General features: G+C 75.0%; 19 protein-coding genes and 1 pseudogene. 11 read left to right on the top strand and 9 right to left on the bottom strand.

Annotated elements, in window-relative coordinates:
• Positions 1–67: 67 nt before the first annotated feature.
• A complete protein-coding gene (gene coaE / locus OG982_RS06370) occupies positions 68–676 on the top strand; it encodes a dephospho-CoA kinase (RefSeq protein WP_266788999.1) in 609 nt (202 codons plus the stop codon).
• Positions 677–745: 69 nt separating this feature from the next.
• Entirely contained in the window at positions 746–1,153 is a 408-nt protein-coding gene (locus OG982_RS06365) for a tetratricopeptide repeat protein (protein WP_266789001.1), read from the top strand.
• A 64-nt stretch (positions 1,154–1,217) separates the two neighbouring features.
• Here OG982_RS06365 and OG982_RS06360 read toward each other — a convergent pair whose 3' ends face one another.
• A complete protein-coding gene (locus tag OG982_RS06360) occupies positions 1,218–1,478 on the bottom strand; it encodes a DUF6343 family protein (protein WP_266948089.1) in 261 nt (86 codons plus the stop codon).
• Positions 1,479–1,546: 68 nt separating this feature from the next.
• On the bottom strand, positions 1,547–2,170 hold the full coding sequence (locus OG982_RS06355; protein ID WP_266789005.1) for a hypothetical protein: 624 nt from the start codon (positions 2,168–2,170) through the stop codon (positions 1,547–1,549).
• A 143-nt stretch (positions 2,171–2,313) separates the two neighbouring features.
• On the opposite strand from OG982_RS06355, the gene OG982_RS06350 reads away from it, so the two are divergent.
• The 4 genes from OG982_RS06350 to OG982_RS30950 all read left to right on the top strand — a co-directional run bounded on the left by OG982_RS06350 (position 2,314) and on the right by OG982_RS30950 (position 8,604).
• Positions 2,314–3,618 carry a transcriptional regulator gene (locus tag OG982_RS06350; RefSeq protein ID WP_266789007.1) on the top strand — a complete coding sequence of 435 codons (1,305 nt, stop codon included), beginning with the start codon at positions 2,314–2,316 and terminating at the stop codon, positions 3,616–3,618.
• Between the two features lie 131 nt (positions 3,619–3,749).
• Positions 3,750–6,572 carry a DEAD/DEAH box helicase gene (locus OG982_RS06345; RefSeq protein WP_266789009.1) on the top strand — a complete coding sequence of 941 codons (2,823 nt, stop codon included), beginning with the start codon at positions 3,750–3,752 and terminating at the stop codon, positions 6,570–6,572.
• A complete protein-coding gene (locus OG982_RS06340) occupies positions 6,569–7,774 on the top strand; it encodes an SWIM zinc finger family protein (RefSeq protein ID WP_323139233.1) in 1,206 nt (401 codons plus the stop codon). The genes OG982_RS06345 and OG982_RS06340 overlap by 4 nt, the downstream gene beginning before the upstream one ends.
• Positions 7,775–7,917: 143 nt before the next feature.
• Entirely contained in the window at positions 7,918–8,604 is a 687-nt protein-coding gene (locus OG982_RS30950) for a chaplin family protein (RefSeq protein WP_323139232.1), read from the top strand.
• Here the strand turns inward: OG982_RS30950 and OG982_RS06325 are convergent.
• Entirely contained in the window at positions 8,601–9,263 is a 663-nt protein-coding gene (locus OG982_RS06325; RefSeq protein ID WP_266789011.1) for a DUF2293 domain-containing protein, read from the bottom strand. The genes OG982_RS30950 and OG982_RS06325 overlap by 4 nt on opposite strands.
• A gap of 182 nt (positions 9,264–9,445) precedes the next feature.
• On the opposite strand from OG982_RS06325, the pseudogene OG982_RS06320 reads away from it, so the two are divergent.
• Positions 9,446–9,775: pseudogene (locus tag OG982_RS06320) on the top strand (cupin domain-containing protein); the annotation flags it as partial.
• A 46-nt stretch (positions 9,776–9,821) separates the two neighbouring features.
• On the opposite strand, the gene OG982_RS06315 reads toward OG982_RS06320, so the two are convergent.
• Positions 9,822–11,267: a WGR domain-containing protein gene (locus tag OG982_RS06315; RefSeq protein ID WP_266789012.1), complete on the bottom strand. Its 1,446-nt coding sequence runs from the start codon at positions 11,265–11,267 to the stop codon at positions 9,822–9,824.
• Between the two features lie 92 nt (positions 11,268–11,359).
• On the opposite strand from OG982_RS06315, the gene OG982_RS06310 reads away from it, so the two are divergent.
• Positions 11,360–12,004, top strand: coding sequence for a uridine kinase (locus OG982_RS06310; RefSeq protein ID WP_266789014.1), 645 nt, complete (start codon positions 11,360–11,362; stop codon positions 12,002–12,004).
• Between the two features lie 195 nt (positions 12,005–12,199).
• Entirely contained in the window at positions 12,200–12,874 is a 675-nt protein-coding gene (locus OG982_RS06305) for a hypothetical protein (RefSeq protein WP_266789016.1), read from the top strand.
• Positions 12,875–12,907: 33 nt separating this feature from the next.
• Here OG982_RS06305 and OG982_RS06300 read toward each other — a convergent pair whose 3' ends face one another.
• Positions 12,908–13,819 (bottom strand): carbohydrate kinase family protein, encoded by a 912-nt coding sequence (locus OG982_RS06300; RefSeq protein ID WP_266789018.1) that lies wholly within the window; start codon positions 13,817–13,819, stop codon positions 12,908–12,910.
• Positions 13,816–14,760, bottom strand: coding sequence for a pseudouridine-5'-phosphate glycosidase (locus tag OG982_RS06295; RefSeq protein ID WP_266789020.1), 945 nt, complete (start codon positions 14,758–14,760; stop codon positions 13,816–13,818). Before OG982_RS06295 ends, OG982_RS06300 begins: the two co-directional genes overlap by 4 nt.
• On the opposite strand from OG982_RS06295, the gene OG982_RS06290 reads away from it, so the two are divergent.
• Positions 14,749–15,474 carry a methyltransferase domain-containing protein gene (locus OG982_RS06290; RefSeq protein WP_323139231.1) on the top strand — a complete coding sequence of 242 codons (726 nt, stop codon included), beginning with the start codon at positions 14,749–14,751 and terminating at the stop codon, positions 15,472–15,474. The genes OG982_RS06295 and OG982_RS06290 overlap by 12 nt on opposite strands.
• A gap of 11 nt (positions 15,475–15,485) precedes the next feature.
• Positions 15,486–15,872, top strand: a complete 387-nt coding sequence (locus OG982_RS06285; protein WP_266789021.1) for a cupin domain-containing protein — start codon at positions 15,486–15,488, stop codon at positions 15,870–15,872.
• A 15-nt stretch (positions 15,873–15,887) separates the two neighbouring features.
• Here the strand turns inward: OG982_RS06285 and OG982_RS06280 are convergent, their stop codons facing one another.
• The 3 genes from OG982_RS06280 to OG982_RS06270 form a co-directional block, all read right to left on the bottom strand.
• Positions 15,888–17,174, bottom strand: coding sequence for an MFS transporter (locus OG982_RS06280; RefSeq protein WP_266789023.1), 1,287 nt, complete (start codon positions 17,172–17,174; stop codon positions 15,888–15,890).
• A 388-nt stretch (positions 17,175–17,562) separates the two neighbouring features.
• The gene (locus OG982_RS06275; RefSeq protein ID WP_266948087.1) at positions 17,563–18,126 is read right to left on the bottom strand and encodes a methylated-DNA--[protein]-cysteine S-methyltransferase; all 564 of its coding nucleotides are present in this window, start codon (positions 18,124–18,126) and stop codon (positions 17,563–17,565) included.
• Between the two features lie 75 nt (positions 18,127–18,201).
• Positions 18,202–19,116, bottom strand: coding sequence for a glycerophosphodiester phosphodiesterase family protein (locus OG982_RS06270; protein ID WP_266789027.1), 915 nt, complete (start codon positions 19,114–19,116; stop codon positions 18,202–18,204).
• Positions 19,117–19,315 lie beyond the last annotated feature (199 nt).

The following is a 19,315-nucleotide window of genomic DNA, read 5'->3' as shown; positions in this document are numbered from 1 at the left end:
GGAGCGCCGGGGGCTGTACGTCGGGGGGCTGTACGAGGGGCAGGGCGCGGGGGCTAGTGTGCCGGGCATGCTGAAGATTGGCCTGACGGGCGGAATCGGAGCCGGCAAGAGCGAGGTCTCGCGGCTGCTGGCGGGGTACGGGGCGGTCATCGTGGACGCCGACCGCATCGCGCGGGAGGTCGTGGAACCCGGTACGCCCGGGCTCGCGGCCGTCGTCGCGGCGTTCGGGGAGTCCGTACTGACGCCGGAGGGCAGGCTGGACCGGCCGAAGCTGGGCTCGGTGGTGTTCGCCGACCCGGCGAAGCTCCAGACCCTGAACTCGATCGTGCACCCGCTGGTCGGGGCCCGGTCCGCCGAGCTGGAGGCGGCCGCGGGGGCCGACGCGATCGTGGTGCACGACGTACCGCTGCTCGCGGAGAACGGGCTGGCGCCGCTGTACGACCTGGTGGTCGTGGTGGACGCCGCGCCCGAGACGCAGTTGGCCCGGCTGGTCGGGCTGCGGGGGATGGCCGAGGAGGAGGCGCGGGCCCGGATGGCCGCGCAGGCGACGCGGGAGCAGCGGCTGGCGGTCGCGACGCTCGTGATCGACAACGACGGGCCGCTGGAGGCGCTGGAGCCGCAGGTGCGCAAGGTGTGGGAGGAACTCACGGCGCGGGCGGCGGTGTCCGGGGCCTGACGTGTGCATGGAAGAGCTGGCAGGGTGTGGGCGGGGCGTGGAACGCGCCGCAGAGGGAAGGATCTGATCGTGTCCGAGACCAGGCCGCCGTCGCGTCCGTCGCAGCCGTCCTCTTCCGGGGCCGGCAGCCCGGAGACGCATGTCATCGACTTCCGGGCCGCCGAGCAGCTCCTTGCCGCGCGCGACCCGCGCGGCGCGGTCAAGCTCCTCGACTCGGTCATAGCCGCCCACCCGGAGAACACGGCGGCCCGGTTGCTGCGTGCCCGGGCCTTCTTCGCGGCGGCCCAACTCCGCCCGGCGACGCTTGAGTTCGAGCTGGTGCTGGAGCGCGAGCCCGACAACGCGTTCGCGCACTTCGCGCTGGCCCGCACCCATGAGCGCTCCGGGCGGCCCGAGCAGGCGCGCAAGCACTTCCGGCTGGCCGCCGCCCTCGATCCGCAGCCGGACTATCTGGCGGCGGCCCGCTTCGAGGACTGACGGCCGTGGTGTCCGGCGGCCGCGGTTCGACCGCGGTTCCGCCGCGGCGTTTCCGGTCCGCGCTTCAGCGGCGGCGCGGAGGCTCGTACGGCGGGATGTCCGGGCCCGGCTGGTAGTGCGGACCCTGGTGGATGTGGTGGATCACCACGGCCAGGTCCACTGCCGCCAGTACCGCGACCACCGCGCAGGCAGCCGCCCACCCGGGGCGGCCGACCAGCGAGAACGCGGCCGCCCCGGCGGCGGCCCAGATCAGTCCCCACAGGCTCAGCCAGAACCGCAGCCGCAGCGGACTGCGGGCGGTCACCGGTTCGTTTCCGGAACGCATGGCCATCGCCTCGCTTCCCTGTCCGTCCATGGTCCCACTGGGAGGCGCGCCGGGGGCTGATGTCCTGGCTACGGGTTCAGCTTGTTCACGGCGGTGGTCGTCGTGTTCTTGAAGGCCGGGACGGGGGCGTCGCCGAGGTTGCCCATCTGGCCCCACTTCACGACGGTGACGGTGGAGCCGTCGCGACCGATCCCGTAGAGGTGCACACCGGGCTCGGAGTCCGGGATCGAGGTGTGCACGCCGTAGACGTGCGCGCCCTCCTCGACGTTGATCTTGCCGTAGTCCTGCCAGGAGGCCGTCCCGCCCGGGGTGGTGCGCAGCCAGTCGGCGGCGCAGGCCGCGACCTTGCGCTCCAGGGCGGCGGTGAGCTTGACCGCGGCGTCGGTGGAGGCGGCGCGCACGGAGATCTGCACGGCGCTGGTGTCGAACTCGGTGCCGAAGGAGCGGTGCCAGCTGCCGGCCGCAGGGAGCACGCCGTCCAGGCAGAACGGCGCGTCCTCGGGGAGGCCCTTGACGACCGCGCCGGTGGACCACGCGGAGCCGGGGTGCTTCGGGAGGTCGGTGCCCTTGATGAAGCCGGGGGCGGTGGCGGCCGCGGCGGTGGTGGAGGTGGTGAGGAGCAGCGCGGCGGCCGCGGCCGCCGCGGCGGTGAACGCGGTGGCGGTGGTCGTACGTCGTGTACGTCGGGACATGGTCGGATCTCCCCGTTGCGAGCGGTGTGCTGACGGTCTGTGTGCTGAGCCTTACCCACCGCGGGGTGCCGGGCCACGGGACACGGCGGATTCGGGACACTGGAACGGCGATACGGGCTGTCACCTGGGGGAACACCCCCTGCATGGAACGAAGTCACGGGACGGACGGGGGCGTCGTGGACGAGGCGGTGCGGTTCGCGCGGCTGATGCGGGAGCTGAAGGAGCGGGCGGGACTGAGTTACGGGTCGCTGGCGCGGCGGCTGCACACGAGTACGTCGACGCTGCATCGGTACTGCACCGGGGACGCGGTACCGGCGGAGTTCGCGGTGGTGGACCGCTTCGCGCGGGCGTGCGGGGCGACGGGGGAGGAGGCGGTGGAACTCCACCGGGCGTGGCTCCTGGCGGACGCCCGGCGCAGGGCGGCGGCCGCGGGGGCGGCCGGGGGTCCGCCGGGTCTGGGGGCGGTTCAGGGGCCGGTGTCCGGGGCGGTGCCGGTGGAGGCTCCGGCTCCGGTGGCGGTCCAGGGTCCGGTGCGCGGGCCGGCTCCGGTGGCGGAGGCGGAGTCGGGTGCGGGGTCCGTGCCGGTGCCGGTACCGGTGGCGGAGTCGGCCTCGGGCTCGGGGTCCGTGCCGGTGGCGCCGGCGGGGCCGGCTTCGGGTTCGGCACCGGCTTCGGGGCCGTGGTACCGGCGTCGTTGGGGGCTGGGGCTGGCTGTCGCCGGGGTCGTGGCGGTGGTGGCGGGGAGCGCGTTCGTTCTGGCGCCTACGGGGCGGGCCCCGGCGGGGTCGGCGGTGCTTCCCTCTTCCTCGCCTTCTCCCACTCCTGCTGCCAAGGCGCCGCTTCGGGCGGCCGTGCGGTCGCACGTCTGGGCGGGGGGTTGTGATCACGCCTACCTGGCCGAGCGGGGCCCGGGCAGCATGCCCCCGCCCCCGGTCGAGGCGGACGCGCCGGCCTGGGCGGACGCGGGGCGGGCGGTGCACGCCGGGTCGCAGATCGTGGAGGTGACCCTGCACGGCGTGGGTCCGGGTACGGAGGCGGTGGTCCTGGAGGACCTGGAGGTACGGGTCACCGCGCGGCGCACGCCGCCGGCGTGGAACGTGTACCAGATGTCCCAGGGCTGCGGCGGCGGGCTCACCCCGGCCGGGTTCGCCGTCAACCTGGACGCCCCGCGCCCGCTGGCCCGCCCGGCGGCCGGGAACGACGCGGGGGTGCGGCTCGCGGCGCCCGCGTTCCCGCTGCGGGTGTCGGCGGCCGAGCCGGTCGTGTTGCGGGTGGAGGCCACTGCCACGGGGTGCGACTGCGACTGGTCGCTCGACCTCCGTTGGACCGGCCCCGCCGGCTCGGGCACCCTCCGCCTGGACGACAACGGCCGCCCGTGGCGCACCAGCGCGGCGACGGCCCGCCCGACCTACGGCTACGCGCACGAGCAGTCCCGCTGGTCGCGCTGAAACGTCCTGCCCGTCCTGGCCGTCCTGCCCAGCGGCTGCGTACGGGCAGGTCAGGGGCGTTGTCAGTGGTCACGCCTAGACTCGTTGCGAGTGGCTTCGCGGCCGGAGACCGAGGTGGGAGGGGGATGGTCATGGCATTGGTCGTGGCATTGCTGCGGCACGCTGCCGTCTTTCTTCCCGCGTCCGTGCCGCGTGAGGGGCGGGTCGTTTTCTGGGCGCCCGACGGGGACTCCCTGCCCAGCGAGGACTCCCTGCCCGGCGAGACGGCTCCGCTCACGGTCGTCCGGCCGTCGGGCGACGGGGTACGCACGCGCATCGTGCCCGGGCTCGCACTGTCCGTCACCGCCGCGCTGCCGTTGCTGGCCCGGGCCGCGCGCAGCGGCGCCGCGCATCCCGCCACCCGCGCCTGGGGCACCGCGGCCGTGCAGGCGCTCACCCTCGTCGCCCGGGGGCGGGTGCTTCCCGGGCTCACCCCTGACGGCGTCGACGCCTGGCGTGCCGGGCCGCTCGACGCCGGGGACATCGGGCACCTGAGGGCGATCGCCGCCGCCCTGCCCCACGAGGCGTACGCCACCCCGCTGGCCGGTCGTCGGCCGCTGCAACTGCCCGAACCGGAGGCCCTGGTGCGGGCGTTCCTCGATGCCGTCGCGGACAGCCTGCCCCGTACCCCGGCCGCGCCCGTCGCGGCCGGGCGGCCGTTCGCCGCGTGGGAGCCGCAGCGGGTGCCGGGGATACAGGACTGGGCGGCCCAGGTCGCGGCCGGCGCCGATACCGGGGTGGGGATCTCGCTGCGGCTGGACCTGTCCTCGTTCCGCCTCTTCGACGAGGCCGAGCCCGGGGACGTCCGGCGCGCGGGCGCGGCCGTCGTCCAGGTGCACAGCCTTGCCGACCCCACCCTCGTCGCCGACGCCGCGACGCTGTGGGCGGGGACGGCGGCCGCCGGGTTCGGGCCGCGTGCCCGCATCGACGCCGTGCTCGCGCTGCGCCGGGCCGCCCGGGTGTGGCCGCCGCTGCTGCGGCTGCTGGACCAGCCCGTCCCCGATGCGCTGGCCCTGTCCGACCCCGAGCTCGAAGACCTGCTGGGCGCTGCCGCGCCCCGGCTGGCCGCCGCCGGGGTCGTGGTGCACTGGCCGCGCGAGCTGGCCCGTACCCTGTCCGCGAGCGCCGTCGTACGGTCGACGGCGCCCGGTTCCGCCACCGACGGCACCGCGTTCTTCGACGCGCAGCACCTGTTCGCCTTCTCCTGGGAGCTCGCGCTGGGCGGCGACCGGCTCACCCCGGGGGAGATGGACGCGCTCGCGCAGGCGCACCGGCCCGTGGTGCGGCTGCGGGACCAGTGGGTGCGGGTCGATCCGGAGCTGGTGCGCAAGGCGCGCAAGCGGGAGCTGGGCCTGCTGGACCCGGTGGACGCGCTGGCCACCGTACTGACGGGGACGGCCGAGGTGGACGGCGAGCCGGTCGCGGCGGTTCCGGTGGGGGCGCTGGCCGCCCTGCGGGAGCGGCTGACCGGGGAGCTGGCCCCGCTGCCGCAGCCGACCGCGCTCAAGGCCACCCTGCGCGACTACCAGGCGCGCGGTCTGGCCTGGCTGGACCTGATGACCTCGCTCGGCCTCGGCGGCTGCCTCGCCGATGACATGGGCCTGGGCAAGACGGTCACGCTGATCGCGCTGCACCTGCACCGGGACAGACCCGAGCCGACGCTCGTCGTGTGCCCGGCGTCGCTGCTGGGCAACTGGCAGCGGGAGATCGAGAAGTTCGCGCCGGGCACGCCCGTGCGCCGCTTCCACGGGGCCGGCCGCAGTCTGGACGGGCTCGACGGCGGCTTCGTGCTCACCACGTACGGGACGATGCGCGCCGGCGCCGCCCGGCTGGCCGAGCAGAGCTGGGGCATGGTCGTCGCCGATGAGGCCCAGCACGTCAAGAACCCGCTGTCGGCGACGGCGAAGGCGCTGCGCACGATCCCGGCGCCCGCCCGGGTGGCGCTGACCGGTACCCCGGTGGAGAACAACCTCTCCGAGCTGTGGGCGCTGCTCGACTGGACGACGCCCGGTCTGCTGGGGCCGCTCACCACGTTCCGGGCGCGCCATGCCCGACCGGTGGAGCACCAGCAGGAGGAGGACGGCGGGAACGAGGCGGCCGTCGCCCGGCTGGCCGCGCTGGTACGGCCGTTCCTGCTGCGGCGCAAGAAGTCCGATCCCGGGATCGCGCCCGAACTCCCGCCCAAGACGGAGACCGACCATCCGGTGTCGCTGACGCGCGAGCAGGTCTCGCTGTACCAGGCGGCGGTGGACGAGGCGATGGCCGTGATCGAGGCGAGCGAGGGCATGGAGCGGCGCGGCATGATCATGAAGCTGCTGGCCTCGCTCAAGCAGATCTGCAACCACCCGGCGCAGTACCTGAAGGAGGAGCAGCCCCGCATCGCGCACCGCTCGGGCAAGCTGGCGCTGCTGGACGAACTGCTGGACACGATCCTCGCCGAGGACGGCTCGGTGCTGGTCTTCACCCAGTACGTGACGATGGCCCGGCTCATCGAGCGGCACCTCGCCGCGCGGGGCGTCTCCACCCAGCTGCTGCACGGCGGGACGCCGGTGCCGCGCCGGGAGGAGCTGGTGGACCGGTTCCAGGCGGGCGAGGTGCCGGTGTTCCTGCTGTCGCTGAAGGCGGCCGGGACGGGGCTGAACCTGACCCGGGCGGGGCACGTCATCCACTTCGACCGCTGGTGGAACCCGGCCGTCGAGGAGCAGGCCACCGACCGCGCGTACCGGATCGGCCAGACGCAGCCGGTGCAGGTCCACCGGATCATCGCGGAGGGCACGGTCGAGGACCGGATCGCGGAGATGCTGGAGGCGAAGCGGGCCCTGGCCGACGCCGTCCTCGGCTCCGGCGAGTCGGCGCTGACCGAGCTGACCGACCGCGAGCTCGCCGACCTCGTCTCCCTGCGGAGGCCCGCGTGATCACCGCCCGCGACGACCGCCGCCGCACCTTCGAGACCGTGCCCGCCGGCGTGGAGGCCGTGACCTGGTGGGGCCAAGCCTGGGTGGCGGCCCTGGAGGAGCGCGCCCGCGACGCGGCCCGCCTGGTGCGCGGTCGCGCGTACGCGGCTGAGGGCCACGTCGACGCGGTCACGATCACCCCGGGCCGGATCGTCGCGTACGTGCGGGGCAGCCGGCCGCGCCCCTACCGCACCGAGCTGGCGCTGACCGCCTTCGCCGACGCCGAGTGGGCGGAGCTCCTGGAGGCGGTGGCGGCCGACCCGGCGGCTCTCGCCGCGCTGCTGGAGCGGGAGGTTCCGCAGTCGCTGGCAGAGTCGATCCTGCCCGGCGCGGGCGAGCTCGTGCCGCGCTGCTCCTGCCCGGACGTCGCGCGTCCGCCGTGCAAGCACGCGGCGGCCCTCTGCTACCGGGCGGCCCGGCTGCTCGACGAGGACCCGTTCGTGCTGCTTCTCCTGCGCGGCCGGGGCGAGCGGGAGCTGCTGGACGAGCTGACCCGCCGCAACGCCGCCCACGCCGCGCGCGAACAGCCCGACGCGGAACCGGACTTCCCCGGGGTCCCGGCGCGCGCGGCGCTGGCCCGCGCCGTCCTGCCGCCGCTGCCCGCCCCGCTCGCCGCGCCCGCCGCCGTGGGCCTGCCGCCCGCCTACCCGGCCGATCCCGCGGCCCCGGACCCCCTGGCCCTGGACCAGCTCGCCACCGACGCCGCCGCCAGGGCCCTCGCCCTGCTCACCACCGGCGAGGACCCCATCGCCGGCCTCACGCTCTGGCAGGACGCCGTCCGGCTGGCCTCCGCGCACCCCACGGCCGGGCTCACCGGCTCCGCCCGGACCCTCTACCGCGACCTGGCCCGCGCCACCGGCCGTACGACCACGGACCTGGCCCGGGGCGCCGCGGCCTGGCGCCAGGGCGGCCTGCCCGCCCTCGAGGCCCTCGACGAGCCCTGGGACCCCCCGGCCGGCCCCTTCGACCGGGCCCGCCCGGCCCTCCTCGCCGCCGGCCTGGGCGCCTTCCGCCCCGACCGCAACCGCCTCACCCTGCTGAACCGCCAGCTCCGCCTGAGCCGCGAGGGCCTCTGGTACGCCTACGAGAGCCGTCAGGGCGACAACGACTGGTGGCCCACCGGCACCCCCTCCCCGGACCCGGCCAAAGCCCTCCGGGCCTGACCTGGAGGACTGTCGTGAAGTAGGGAGGGCCGAGTACACGATGGAGTGAAATGCCTACCGGCTCTATAACCCGAATGGGTTGACCGGCGTTGTGTCCGGTGCGGGCGCAGTGTCCGTGAACCTTCCGGAAGGCAGGAAAGCTGATGCGTCACAGTCGTCGGAATGGCTTGATCGCGGCGGTGGTCGCGGGTGGTGGACTGGCCGTCGCGGGGGTGGGCGGCCTCGCCTACGCCGATGCGGACGCGGGCGGGAAGGTCGAGCGCTCTCCGGGGCTGCTGTCGGGGAATCTGGTGCAGCTGCCGGTCCACGTGCCGGTGAACGTGTGCGGCAACACCGTGAGCGTGGTCGGGGTGCTCAACTCGGCCGCCGGGAACCGGTGCGTCAACGCGGAGCCCGAGCACCACGGCAATTCCGGGCCCAGGCCCTCGCATCCGTCCAAACCGGGAGCCGGCAACGGCGGCGGGGCCAGTGCCGAAGGGCGCGGAAAGGATTCGCCGGGGCTGCTCTCCGGCAACGGGATCCAGCTGCCCGTCGAGTTGCCGCTGAACATCAGCGGCAACGGGGTCAGCGTCGTCGGCGTCGGCAACGGCTCCAGCGGCAACACCTCGGTCAACGGCGAGCAGCCCAGCGGCGGCAAGCCCGCCCAGCCGCCCACCGTCACCCGGCCCCTGACGCCGCCCGTCGCGCCGGCACCCGTCGCGCCCGAGCCGCCCCGGCACAGCGCGGCGCTCGCCCACACCGGCGCCGACGCCGTCGGCTACCTGCTGCCCGGCGGCGGCGCGCTGCTCCTCGGCGGGGTGCTGCTCTACCGCCGGTTCCGGGTCGGCTAGCCCGCGGGCGCGCCCGTACGCCACCCGTCCAGGATCGCGTCGATCCGCGGCGCCAGCCGGGCCCGGGCCGCGAAGCGGGGGATGCCGGACATCAGCAGGGCGTCGTACTCCGTGTCGAGGTGGCGTACGGCGGCCCGCACCGCCATCGACACCGCCTGCTCGTCCAGGGCCCGGCCGGCGGCGGTCCGGCCCACCCGGCCGCTGCCGCGCAGCGAGGCGTGCGCGGCGATGGCCTGGGCGCGGTCGGCGGGGCAGCCGGGGAACAGCCGCCGTATCTCGGCGGCGAACGCGGCCGTGAACCGGGTGTCCTCGGCGGCGCGGCGCAGCCGGTCGCGCTCCCGGCGGCGGGCCCGCGCCTCGGCGTCCGCGAGGCAGGCGCGCTCCGCGCGGGCCAGGGCGGCGTCCTCGACGAGCAGCCCCTGGCGTTCGTAGCGGCGGCGGCGTTTGTGGCGGCGGACCACGACGGCCGAGAGTGAACTGGCCTCCCGGGCCCGGCGGGTGAGCGCCGCGTCGCCGCGCGGCAGGTAGACCAGGTGCCCCAGGTCGGCGCAGTCCAGGCAGCGGGGCACGCCGGCCTCGCGGACCACGTGCCGGATCGGGCCCCGCCGGCACTCCGCGCAATGGATGTGTTTCACGGACTCGAACACGACGAGACTCATGCCGGATTGATACCGCCGCGCCGGCCCCATATCACCTTGTGCGGCTGGGATGTTGGGGTTTCACGGATCCTCGCTGGAATAGAGGATGTCCTCCTACCGTGTCGCATGGACTGCGGCCGGAGGTCGCGGAGGGGGAGCACATGAGCGGACGGCAGGCAACGGCGCGGCGCCCGGGAGCGGCGGGCCATGCCGACCTTGAAGGCCGCGAGATCGTCATACCCCCCGGAGGCTGCACCGGCTGGCACTACCACCGCGTGCGACTGATCGCGGTGGTCAAGTCCGGGACGCTGACCCGGATCCTGCACGACAACTCGGTGGTGGTGCACCGGGCCGGGACCAGCTTCATAGAGCCCGCCGGCATCCGGCACATCCACCTCGGACGCAACCTCGGCACCGAACCGGTCGTGCTGTACGTGACCTGCGAAGCGCTCCCCGAGGGCGCCGCCTTCTCGATACCCACCCCGGCCCCGCCCGGGGGCACGACCTGCGCCTGCTCCGGACCCGCCCTGTGAACCGGCCGGCGGCCACGGGGGATCCCGCGCCGCGGCGGCCGTGCCGTCACACCAGGCGGCGTATCTCCCCGCGCACCCGGTAGAAGCCGCCCGAGGCCGCGTGCAGCCCGTCCACCACGTACCGGGCGCCGGCCTCCCGGATGCCGCGCGGGAACTGCACGTTCCACGAGGGCTCGAACCCCCCGGACACCACCTGGACGCGCATCCGGCCGCCCTGCTGCACGCACTCCACCACCACGGCGCCCGCCGGAGCCGCCGCCACCGAGACTGTCGCCACCGCCGCGGCCGAGGCCGCCGGGGTGAACACCGGCAGGGCGGCCGCCGACTTCACGTCCACCGCCACCGGCACCGAACCCTGCTGGGCGGCGGTGATCGCCGCCTCGCTCGCGTCCACGCACACCAGAGAGCCGTCCGTGGTGACCAGGTACAGCCGCTCCTCCAGGTACTGCATGGACAGCGCGGACCCGCCGCCGGTGCCCAGCTTCCACAGCCGCCGCCCGTCGGCGTCGAAGCAGTACACGGAGGACGACGAGTCCCCGGCGAAGACGTACCGCCCGTCCGGCGAGGTCGCGCAGGAGTACACCGCCGCGTCGCACCGGTAGGAGACCTCGACGGCGCCCGTCGCCTTCGACAGCCGCTGCACGACCTTGCGGCCCGTGCCCGCGTACACCGCGTGCTCCTCCTGCCAGCCGAACAGCACCGAGCCGTTGGTCGGCGTGTGCCACAGCTCGCCGCTGCCGTTCGAGGCGTACGCCGTCACACCAGCGCTGTGCCCGTGGTAGACCGCCCGCTCGTCGGCGCGGACCATCCAGGCGCCGCTCCCCGCGGACTTGCGGGACCACTGGAACTCGTCCTCGTGGTCGATGACCGTCAGGCCACCGCCCGCGTCCGACACGTTCAGCACGCCCTCGTGGATGTCGAGCCAGTAGATGTCCACGTCCGCCGCGATGTCGTAAGCCCCGAACGGGACCTTCGACGACAGGTCGTACACCGTGCCGTCGTCGCAGCCCGCGTATATCCAGAACTCGTCCGCGACCAGGCACTTCACCCCGTCCGGCAGGGAGTAGCGGGCCAGCACCTCGCCGCCGTGGCTCAGCGTGTAGACGTCGCCCGCCTGGTTGCCGACCCAGCAGCGGTCCTCGTCCACGTGGATCCCGAAGGCCGAGGAGCCGGTACGGAAGCGCCACAGCACGGGGGCCACCGAGCGCGCGGTCGACGGCGCCGAGGTCACCTGGCGGCGCGTCACGGCCCGCGCCGCGCGCTGCCCCCGCACCGCCGGGGCGTACCCCTTGCGGACCTTCTCGCCGATCTTCTTCGCGGCGGCCGCGCGCGCCTTCTCGGCCGTCGGGAAGGAGGAGTTCTGCAGCTGGCCGTCCGCGCCGATGCGCCCGTACCGCACCGAGACGGCCGTGCCGTCCACGGTCACCTCGTAGAACTTGTGCGCCCCGCCGCCGTCCTGCGACAGCTCCAGATACGTCGTCTCCCGAGCCATGACAGACCCCTCCCCACGGTTGGGCCACCGGCTCCCGTAGCGGCGGTGATCCCTCGTGAAAAAAGCTAAGGGGCACCACTGACAATGGGGTTGTGCAGCTGGAAGCGATCACATGGCAGCGGATGGCCGAGCGGCTCGCCGGTCACCTCGACCCCCGCGAGGCCCCCTCCGGCCAGGCGGTCTGGCAGCGGGTGGGCATCGACGGCGCACCAGCGGCCGACACCGGGGTGCTCGCCGGTCACCTCGCGGACGCGCTGCGCGCACGGGGCCGCCCGGCGCTGGTGGTCCCGGCCGGCGGCTTCCTGCGGCCGGCGTCGCTCCGCTTCGAGTTCGGCCGCGAGGACGTGGACGCGTACCTCGACGGCTGGTACGACACGGCCGCGCTCTGGCGGGAGGTCTTCGGCCCGACCGACCCCGGCGGCACAGGGCGGGTGCTGCCCGACCTCTGGGACCCGGCGACCGACCGGGCGACCCGCAGCCCGTACGCCGAACTCCCGGCGGGCGGCGTGCTGATCGTGCACGGCCCGCTGCTGCTGGGCCACTGGTTCCCCTTCGACCTCGCCGTGCACATCCGGCTCTCCCCGGGGGCGCTGGCCCGCCGCACCGAGCCGTCCGAGCGGTGGACGCTGCCCGCCTTCGCGCGCTACGAGGACGAGACCGACCCGGCGGCCCGGGCCGACGTCGTCGTCAGGGCGGACGACCCCCGCCACCCGGCCTGGACGGGCCTGCCCGGCTGAACCCCGGCCTGGACGGGCCTGCCCGGCCGCCCCCTCGAACCCCCGCCGGGTCACGGACGTCCGGGATCCGCAACAGCGGCATCCCGGCTCGGTGACGAACCGGATCCGGCCATCGTCGTGGCCGATACCCGGCGCTACGTTGAGGCCACGCTTCGACGGCGGCCACCGGTGGCGCCTTGGCAGAGGGAGACGGCAATGCGCGCAGACGGCACGTCGGTTCGGGGTCGCAGACGCTTGCGGCGGCGGCAGGCTTGCGCCGCCGCGCTGGCGCTGTGCGGGGCCCTGGCCCTCACGGCCTGCAACGGGGACGGGGACGGCACCGGCAACGGCGGCGGCGCTGGAGCCGCGGGTGCGAGCCCCGGCGGGAGCCCGGCCACCCCGGCGGCCTCGGCCGCCCCCTCGGCGCCCGCCGCCGCAGCGACGCCCTCCGGGTCGGCGACCGCCACGAAGAAGCCGGCCCCGACGGCCACCCCGACCGCCGCGACGCCGGGCAAGCCGAAGCCGCCCGCGCCCGGCCCCACCTGCGACCACAAGATGCCGATCTCGCCCGACGAGATCGCCGTCTACCGCTACACCCCCGAAGGCGGCTTCCACAGCCTGATCGTCAAGCACGGCAACTGGGGCTGCGCCGTCGCGGGCGGCGCCACCCCCTTCGAGACGGTCGGCGTCGAGACCTTCCTCCCGATCGCCGAGGACGCCAAGATCACCGCGGTCACCCCGATCGTCGCGAGCCCGGTGAGCAAGCCGATCACCCTGCACGAGCTCACCTCGTGGCTGGAAAGCCACCCGAACAAGGGCCTGGTCTTCCGCTACCACCTCGACGGCAAGGGCGTGATCACCACCCTCGACCAGGAGGAGTACACGCTCTGAGCCCGCCCGTCGCCTCCGGCCCCGGTACGGCCGCTACGGTCGCCCGCCCAGCCGGGTGACCGCCATCGCGGCCGTCCGGCAGCCCGCCCGGGCGGCCTGCGCCGGGTCCGCGCCCGCGAGCCGGGCCGCGAGGAACCCGCCGGTGAACGCGTCGCCCGCGCCCGTGGAGTCCACCGCCCGCACCGCCTCCCCGGCGACCTCGGCGGTGATCCGCCCCGCCTCGGCCACCAGCGCCCCGGCCGCGCCCAGCGTGACCACCACCAGCGGCACCCGCCGGCTCAGCTCCACCGCCGCCCTGGCCGCACCGGACCGCTCGGGCAGCCCGGCCAGCAGCCGGGCCTCGTCCTCGTTGGGCAGCAGTACGTCGACCCCCGCCACGGCATCGAGGAACCGCCGCGGCCCCAGCGTGAGCAGGAACCCGGCCGAGGCCGGATCCACGCTCACCGGCACCCCCCGGGCCCGCGCCGCCCGCAGCGCCACCAGGGCCAGCTCCCGGCTGGTGTCGGCGAAGAACAGGTAGCCGGACAGGTGCAGATGGGCCGCCCCGTCCAGCAGGGCCGGCGCCCAGTCGTCGGGGCACAGCCGCAGCGCGGCCCCGCTGTCGGTCAGGAACGTCCGCTCCGTGTCCTTGCCGACCAGCGCCACCACCGTCCCCGTCGGCTCGACCGGGTCGATCACCAGCCGGGGCCGCACCCCCGCGTCCACCAGGGCCCGCTCGTGCCACCGGGCCGATTCGGCACCCACCCGCGCGAGGAGGCGTACCTCCGGCGCGCCCGCGCACGCCGCCCAGCAGGCCGCGTTGGCCCCCGCGCCGCCGGGCAGGGTGCGGATCCGGGCCGCCGTGTCGGTGGCCGGGGCCAGCGGCTCCGGGTGCACCGCCACCACATCGGTCACCACGTCCCCGACGACGAGCAGCGCCCCCGCCCCGGCCCCCGCCCCCGTCACAGCCGGGCCGTCCAGGCCCCCGCGATCCGGGCCCCGAGCCGCACGTTGCCCCGTACCGCCGCCAGGTTGGCCTCCAGCGAGGCCCCGCCGGTCGCCCGTACCAGGTACCCCAGCAGGAACGGGGTCACCGCCTGTCCCGCGATCCCGCGCTCGTGGCACTCGGCCAGGGCCTCGGCCAGTACCCGGTCGTGCAGCTCCGGATTCAACTGCTCCGCCTCCGCGACCGGATTGGCCACCAGCAGCGCCGACTCCCCTCCGCCCAGCGCGTCCTGGGCGGCCATCACCGCCGCGACCTCCTCCGGGCGGTGCACGGTCCAGTCCACCGGCTCGCCGGAACTGGCCAGGTAGAACCCGGGGAAACGTTCCGTCCCGTAGCCCAGCACGCCGACCCCCAGCGTCTCCAGCCGCTGCAGCGTGGCCGGCACGTCCAGGATCGACTTCACCCCCGCGCACACCACCGTGATCCGCGTCCGCGCCAGCAGCGCCAGATCCGCCGACTCGTCCTGCGTGTGCGCGTACTCCCGGTGTACGCCGCCCAGCCCGCCCGTCGCGAACACCCGCAGCCCCGCCCGCGCGGCCAGGAACGCCGTCGCGGACACCGTCGTCGCGCCGGTCGCGCCGGTCGCGAGCGCGGGCGCCAGGTCCCGGTGGCCGAGCTTGCGTACGCCCTCGCCGCCCGCGATCCGCTCCAGCTGCTCCTTGTCGAGGCCCGCGTACGCGACCCCGTCCACGACAGCGATCGTCGCCGGAACGGCGCCTTCCGACCGGACCAGCGCCTCCAGTTCCAGGCCCACCGCCAGATTCCGGGGACGCGGCAGGCCGTGCGCGATGATCGTCGACTCCAGGGCCACGACGGGCCGGTTCCGGGCGAGCGCCTCGCGCACCTCCTCTGACAGGACCGGCACTTCGGACAGGGGCTCGGATGCTGTGTGCTGTGGCATGTCCCCATCCATGGCACGGAATTCACGCCCCCAAACTCCCTCCAGCCCCACCCGTCACAACCTGTCCGAGTACCGTTCCCCCATGAACACGCAGGGCTTCTACGACGGGCTGGCAGACCGGTACGACCTCATGTACGCGGACTGGGACTGCCGGCCGGGGCGGCGGACATGCGGGCCCTGCCTTTCCGGGACGAGGCCTTCGACGCCGTCGTCTGCGCCGACAACGCCCTCCCGCACCTCCTGACCGCCGAGGACGTCCGCGCCGCGCTGGCCGAAACCCGGCGGGTGCTGCGCCCCGGCGGCGTACTGCTGATCTCCACCCGCCCGTACGGAGAACTGCGCCGGGCCCGGCCGCGGAGCGAAGCCCCGCACGTGCGCACCGGCCCGGACGGGCGGACCATCACCTTCCAGCTGGGGCACGAGGACGGCGAGCGCTACGACCTGGAGCTCTTCCAGCTGCTGCCCACGGGGGACACGTGGCGGACGACGACGTCACGCGCCACCTACCGGGCGCTGCCCGAGGAGGAGACGGCGGAGTACGCCCGGCAGGCCGGGTTCGAGGCGACGCGCTGGCACCCCTCCTCGGACACCGGGTTCCACCAGCCGGTCCTCGGCGCCCGCCGCCTCGGGCGGGGAGGGCTGGACAAGGTGACTCGTCCGCCCGGCCGAACCTGGACGCTCTGGTCACCGCGCCGGGCGGCCCGGCCGGATTAGGCTGGCGCGCCATGAGCACCAGTGATCACACCGCGTCCGCCTCCGCCCCCGCCTCCTTCGCCGTCTCGGTACCGGACGTCCCGGACACGGACCTGGAGGTCGAGGAGCTCGACCCGGCGCAGATCGTCTCCGGCGATCCCGTGGTGACGGGCAAGGTGCTGTGGGAGGCCGAGGACGGCTCGCAGGTGCGCGGGATCTGGCAGATCACCCCGGGCGTGGTCACCGACACCGAGGCCAACGAGCTGTTCGTGGTCGTCAGCGGCCGCGCCACCATCGAGGTGGAGGGCGGCCCGACGCTGGAGGTCGGCCCCGGCTCCGCGTGCGTGCTCCGCGAGGGCGACAAGACCACCTGGACCGTCCACGAGACGCTCCGCAAGGCCTATCACATCAGCTACTGACGACCGGTCCTACGCCTACGCCTTCGCGGGCGCCGGGTGCCGGCGCGCGGTGAACAGGGCGAGCGCGGCCATCGGCAGCAGCAGGGCCGCCCCGATGGCGTTCAGCCAGCCGTACCCCGCCTGGGACATGACCAGGCCGGCGGCCGCGCCGCCCACGCCCGCCGCCGTGTTCATCGTGAGGTCGCTCAGGCCCTGTACGGCGGCCCGCGCGGGCTGCGGCACCGAGTCGGTCAGCAGCGCCGAACCGGAGACCATGCCGGCGGACCAGCCCAGGCCGAGCAGGAACAGGCCGAGTGCGCTCTGGCCGTGGCTCGCTCCGGCGGTGCCGGCGAGCAGGGCGGCGACAGACAGCAGCCCGGCGGCCAGGCCGATCACCGACAGGCGGCCGAGGCGGTCGGCGAGCCACCCCATGACCGGGGAGAAGGCGAACATGCCGGCGATGTGACCGCTGATCACCAGGCCGATGAGCTCAAGCCCGGCGCCGTGGTGGCTGAGGTCCACCGGGGTCATCACCATGATCGAGACCATGGCGGTGTGGGACACCGCGACGGTGACCAGTGCCAGCCGGGCCCGCGGCGAGGCCTTGACGGCGGCGAACCCGGCGCGCAGCGAACGGCCCGCGCGGGTCTGCTCCTCGGGCGCGGCCAGCGCCCGGGCCGTCAGCAGCGGGTCCGGGCGCAGGAGTACGCCGAGCAGCGTGCCGGTGAGGACGAAGACGGCTCCGGCCCAGACGAAGGGGCCCGCCGTCTCGGGTATGGAGGTGCCGGCGAAGCTGCGGCTGGCGGGGGCGGAGAGGTTCGGGCCGAGCACCGCGCCGATGGTGGAGGCCCAGACGACGACCGAGATCGCCCGGGCCCGGCGGTCCGGGGCGGCGAGGTCGGCGGCCGCGAACCGGGCCTGGAGGTTGGCGGAGGAGGCGGCTCCGAAGCAGGCCATGCCGAGCATCAGCAGCGGGAAGCTCTTGATCGCGGCGGCGAGGACGACCATGGCGGCGCCCGCCGCGCCGATCGCGTAGGCCACGACCAGCCCGGGCCGGCGCCCGCGCGCGGTCATCAGCGCGGCCAGCGGCAGCGAGACCAGGGCGGTGCCGATCACCGCGGCGGTGGAGGCGAAGCCGGACAGTGCCTCGGTGCCGCTGACCTCGGTCGCCAGGACCGGGGCGAGGGCGATGCTGATGGGCACGCCGAGGCCGCCCAGCATCTGGCTGGCGATCAGCACCGTGGTGGTGCGCCGCTGGAGCCGCGGCAGCGCCGCCCGGTCGACCGGCGGAACCGGGCGGTCGGTGCCCGGCGTGGCGGTCACGCCCGGGCTCCTGGCCGGAGCGGGAGGCGGGGTGCGGACGCGGTGGCGCCGTGAGGGGCGGCAGGAGTGGTCACCGGCGCAGTGTCGCACCCCGCACCGCACGGCGGAACCGGGTATCCACCCCGGACCGAAGCGACGCGGTGCCGCCCCGCATGCCGCGGCGGAACCGGGTGTCGGCCCCGGACCGAGCCGGCGCGGTGGCGCCCCCGCATGCCGCGGCGGAGCCGGGTGTCGGACCCGGGCCGAGCCGTCGCGGTGGCGCCGCCGCATGCCGTGGGGGACCGGGGTGGGCGCCTCGGAGCGGAGCGGCAAGGTGGCGCCCCCATGTGCTGCGGCAGCACCCGATGTCCGCCGCGGGTCGCGGTGGCGGCGAGTGTCCCGTCGGAGGTCAGAACAGGGGCTCGGGGAGGACGCCCTCCAGCGCCAGTAGCCGGCGTTTGGTCTCGACGCCGCCGCCGAAGCCCCCGATGCCGCCGTCGTTCTCCACGACCCGGTGGCAGGCGACCACCAACGGCAGCGGGTTCGACCCCATGGCGTTGCCCACCGCCTGGGCCGCGCCGGGCTGACCGACGCGGGCGGCCAGCTCCCCGTACCCGACGACCGCGCCGTAGGGCACGGAGCGGTCCAGCTCCAGGAGTACCTGGCGGTTGAAGCCGGAGCTGAGCCGCCAGTCCAGGGGCAGGTCGAAACGGCGCAGCGATCCGGCGAAGTACGCGGTCAGCTGACGTATCGGCTCGGCCAGCAGCACCTCCTCGCCCGGCGGCGGCCGCCAGGCGTCGGCGCCGAGCCGGGAGACGAGCGAGCCGATCATCTTGTCGACCCGGTCCGGGGCGGCATGGAACTCGACCCGGACCAGGCCCTCGGGGGTCGCGGCCAGGAGCAGGGGACCGATGTCGCTGGCGACGACGGTCCATTCGAGGCGCGGCCCGCGGGGCCGCTCGGTGCTGTCCACGCCTCCACGGTACGGCGCCCCACTGACATCACCCGCCCGCCCACCCCCGCGCCGGCGCGCCCGGTCGCCCGGCGCTCAGTACCCGCCGATCGCCTCCCGTACGACGTCCGGGGCGTTGCTGATGATTCCGTCGACCCCCATCTCCTGAACCTTCCGCGCGGTCGCCGGGTCGTCCACGATCCAGGTGTCCACCTCCATGGCCTTGCCGTGGGCGCCCAGCAGGTTGTGCACCGCGGCGACGTAGTCGGCCGAGATGGTGGTGTGCCAGGGGTTGATCCGGTCCGTGAAGCGGGCGTACTGCGGGAGGTCGGCCACCGTCGGGGTGCCGAGGAACGCCGTCACGAGGTCCGGGCGCAGGTCGTGCACGATCCGTACGGAATCGGCGCTGAAGCTCTGCACGACCAGCCGGCTCGCCACGTGGCGCTCGTCGAGCCAGCCGGTCTCGTCCAGCACCTTCAGGGTCTCGCGCTCGATCCCGGGGTAGAGCTCGGGCTTCTTGATCTCCAGCAGCAGCCGCTGCTGGTTGCGCTGCACCCGGGCGAGGTACTCCCGCAGCGTCGGGATGCGGGCGCCCGCGAACTCCTCGGAGAACCAGCTGCCCGCGTCCAGCCCGGCGATCTCCTCCGCCGTGAAGTCCTTGACCTTCCAGGGCTTGCGGTTCGGGTAGCGCTGCTCGACGTCGGTCGTACGGTTGAGGGTGTCGTCGTGGACCACCACCAGCACGCCGTCCCGGGTGCGCTGGACGTCGTTCTCGACCCAGTCGAAGCCGAGCCGCATCGCGAGGTCGATCGCCTCCAGGGTGTTCTCCGGGGCGTACGCCGAAGCCCCCCGGTGGGCGTACACGACGGGGGTCGAGAACCCCACCGGACCGGGGGCGGCGCGCGGACCGGGGGCCGGACCGGAGGCGGCGCACGAGGCCGTCCCGCCCAGCACGGTGAGGGTGAAGCCCAGGAACGCGGCTGCGGCCGCGGCGGCGGGTCGGACGTACATGTGCGTTCTCCTCGGGTCGTGAGCCCTGTTCCCCGCCCCAAGCGGGCGCGGAACGGCAGACGTTGCGGCGATGCACTTTCACGGGGCGTACTTCATGCGGATATCTCATGGCGATCATGGGGTTGAAGATCACCGAGCCGCCACCGAACTACGACAAACGGACCATGGCTCCGCGAACCGGACCGTCGGCGTGGCGTTG

It is taken from the genome of Streptomyces sp. NBC_01551, from assembly GCF_026339935.1.
Taxonomy (GTDB): domain Bacteria; phylum Actinomycetota; class Actinomycetes; order Streptomycetales; family Streptomycetaceae; genus Streptomyces.
Note: the sequence above shows the minus strand (reverse complement) of the source record. Positions and strands in the feature narration are given on the sequence as shown.

Bases quoted from the DNA above. Each gene is read 5' to 3' on its own strand.
- OG982_RS06315 (WP_266789012.1), bottom strand. From the start codon at position 11,267: ATGGCTCGGGAGACGACGTATCTGGAGCTGTCGCAGGACGGCGGCGGG.
- OG982_RS06345 (WP_266789009.1), top strand. From the start codon at position 3,750: ATGGCATTGGTCGTGGCATTGCTGCGGCACGCTGCCGTCTTTCTTCCC.
- OG982_RS06350 (WP_266789007.1), top strand. From the start codon at position 2,314: ATGGAACGAAGTCACGGGACGGACGGGGGCGTCGTGGACGAGGCGGTG.
- coaE (WP_266788999.1), top strand. From the start codon at position 68: ATGCTGAAGATTGGCCTGACGGGCGGAATCGGAGCCGGCAAGAGCGAG.
- OG982_RS06270 (WP_266789027.1), bottom strand. From the start codon at position 19,116: ATGTACGTCCGACCCGCCGCCGCGGCCGCAGCCGCGTTCCTGGGCTTC.
- OG982_RS06325 (WP_266789011.1), bottom strand. From the start codon at position 9,263: ATGAGTCTCGTCGTGTTCGAGTCCGTGAAACACATCCATTGCGCGGAG.
- OG982_RS06305 (WP_266789016.1), top strand. From the start codon at position 12,200: ATGCGCGCAGACGGCACGTCGGTTCGGGGTCGCAGACGCTTGCGGCGG.
- OG982_RS30950 (WP_323139232.1), top strand. From the start codon at position 7,918: ATGCGTCACAGTCGTCGGAATGGCTTGATCGCGGCGGTGGTCGCGGGT.
- OG982_RS06295 (WP_266789020.1), bottom strand. From the start codon at position 14,760: ATGCCACAGCACACAGCATCCGAGCCCCTGTCCGAAGTGCCGGTCCTG.
- OG982_RS06355 (WP_266789005.1), bottom strand. From the start codon at position 2,170: ATGTCCCGACGTACACGACGTACGACCACCGCCACCGCGTTCACCGCC.
- OG982_RS06360 (WP_266948089.1), bottom strand. From the start codon at position 1,478: ATGCGTTCCGGAAACGAACCGGTGACCGCCCGCAGTCCGCTGCGGCTG.
- OG982_RS06285 (WP_266789021.1), top strand. From the start codon at position 15,486: ATGAGCACCAGTGATCACACCGCGTCCGCCTCCGCCCCCGCCTCCTTC.